Raw genomic sequence first — 1,663 nt, forward strand, 5'->3', positions numbered from 1 at the left:
CGTACGCGGATCACAGTTGTTAAGGGGATCAACTACAACAGGAGCAACATCCCGGCCGTCCAGCGCATGGAGGAGATTCACTTGGTAAACTGTCTGAAGTAGCCAATCCAGCAGCCTCTGACGTCAGACTCATATACCAGTACTTCACGATTAGCCGGTCTCATTTTAGTGCAACGAGGTCTTGGAGGAGCGCAAGATACGGATTCCTATGCATGCCGGGTGCACAGTTCTTCGATCTGTGGTGACTCCGATAGTCTCACAGATTCCTCGTACTTGCTCCTCCTCGTCCATCCCCAAAGCACGTACAGATGCACGTTTGACAGCCTTGTAGTGTCCGGTTCTACTTTCAAGTCTAGCCCTGCGACTCTTCTCAATGATGTCCATAGTCTCAGGAGTTAGAAAACCTCTCCTCGTCTTGCGTGAAGTTTCAAGACCCTCGCCTTCCACCTTCAGGATTTTAGTCTTGAAGTTGCTCCACAGTTCCTCAGAGTCATTTCCATCACCCAGTTCCTTAAAGCTGTCCTGGAGCTTATGCGCAAACTCCTCAGCTACTCTCTCATCCCTGAGCTGACCAACATCCAGTCGCAACTGACTAGACGTCTGCATCCTCTGGGACTTGAGTTTTAGTTTGAGGGTCGCGACAACAAGCCTGTGGTCAGTATTGAGAAATTGGGCACTTCTATAGACTCTGCAGTTCTGAAGCAGCCTCCAGCGACCATCTACGAGAACATGATCGATCTCCTTTGCCACGACGCCAGTATTGGAATACCAAGTCCAGCGTCGTGCGTCCGGCCGCTCGAACCAAGAGCCTGCAACTCTTAGTCCTCGACTCTTAGCAAAGTCAAGGAGCATAGAGGCGCTCTGATCTCTTGATCCGGAGCCATGAGGACCGATACACGACTCATAGCCATCCCTGGCAGTGCTAGTCGACACATTGAAGTCTCCCATGACAAGAAGAGTATCTCTCCTGGGACACCTGTCCATCACTGATTGGAGCTCGGTGTAGTATACCTCTTTCACGGAGACATCTTTTACCCCGGTCGGATCCTACACGGAAACGAGAGAAATGACAACCCAACAAATGGGTGATTCACAGTCTCATGATACTCTCATTAACGGATGTGACCTTCATCACCATAGGACCTTCATCACCACAGCCACGGCTACGTCCTGAGTATGGTTGCCGTCAGAGCGACCAGACCAGTAGTAAGTGTAACCATCTACACTGATCTCGCCATTCCCAGGCATCATCACCTTAGAGAAAGCCGTAATACTGATGCGCTAACGGCGTAGTTCTGCTGACAGCAGAGGCAGGTTATCATCACTACTAATAGTGAGAACGTTCCAGGTGCCCACCCGAATGGATCGCCTCAGGTTTAACCGAGGGAACCGCCGACCGGTGGACGACACCTTTGCACCGCCCGCGCTACGCGCCCCCAAGCCCAACCTAACATGGTTGCTCCGTGGTTTCCTCCCATTCGGGGTATGAAGTTCCCGTAGGCTTTGCACCATTTCCTTCATGCGTCTCGCAACCCTCCGAAGAGTGGCTGCGGTAGGGGTACTCCCACGGAGCGGATTAGGTTTCTGTCTTCGGTTTTTCGTTGCAGGCGTTGTTTTAGGGCGAGGGAGTTCAGGTCCCACCCCCCTAGGACGGTTTATGTCA

General features: G+C 52.0%; 1 protein-coding gene. It reads right to left on the reverse strand.

Going from position 1 to position 1,663, the window contains the following annotated elements; translation table 11 throughout:
• Positions 1 to 165: 165 nt before the first annotated feature.
• On the reverse strand, positions 166 to 1,020 hold the full coding sequence (locus tag E0709_RS12065) for an exonuclease/endonuclease/phosphatase family protein (RefSeq protein ID WP_135107939.1): 855 nt from the start codon (positions 1,018 to 1,020) through the stop codon (positions 166 to 168).
• Positions 1,021 to 1,663 lie beyond the last annotated feature (643 nt).

This window comes from Lonepinella koalarum, assembly GCF_004565475.1.
Classification (GTDB): domain Bacteria; phylum Pseudomonadota; class Gammaproteobacteria; order Enterobacterales; family Pasteurellaceae; genus Lonepinella; species Lonepinella koalarum.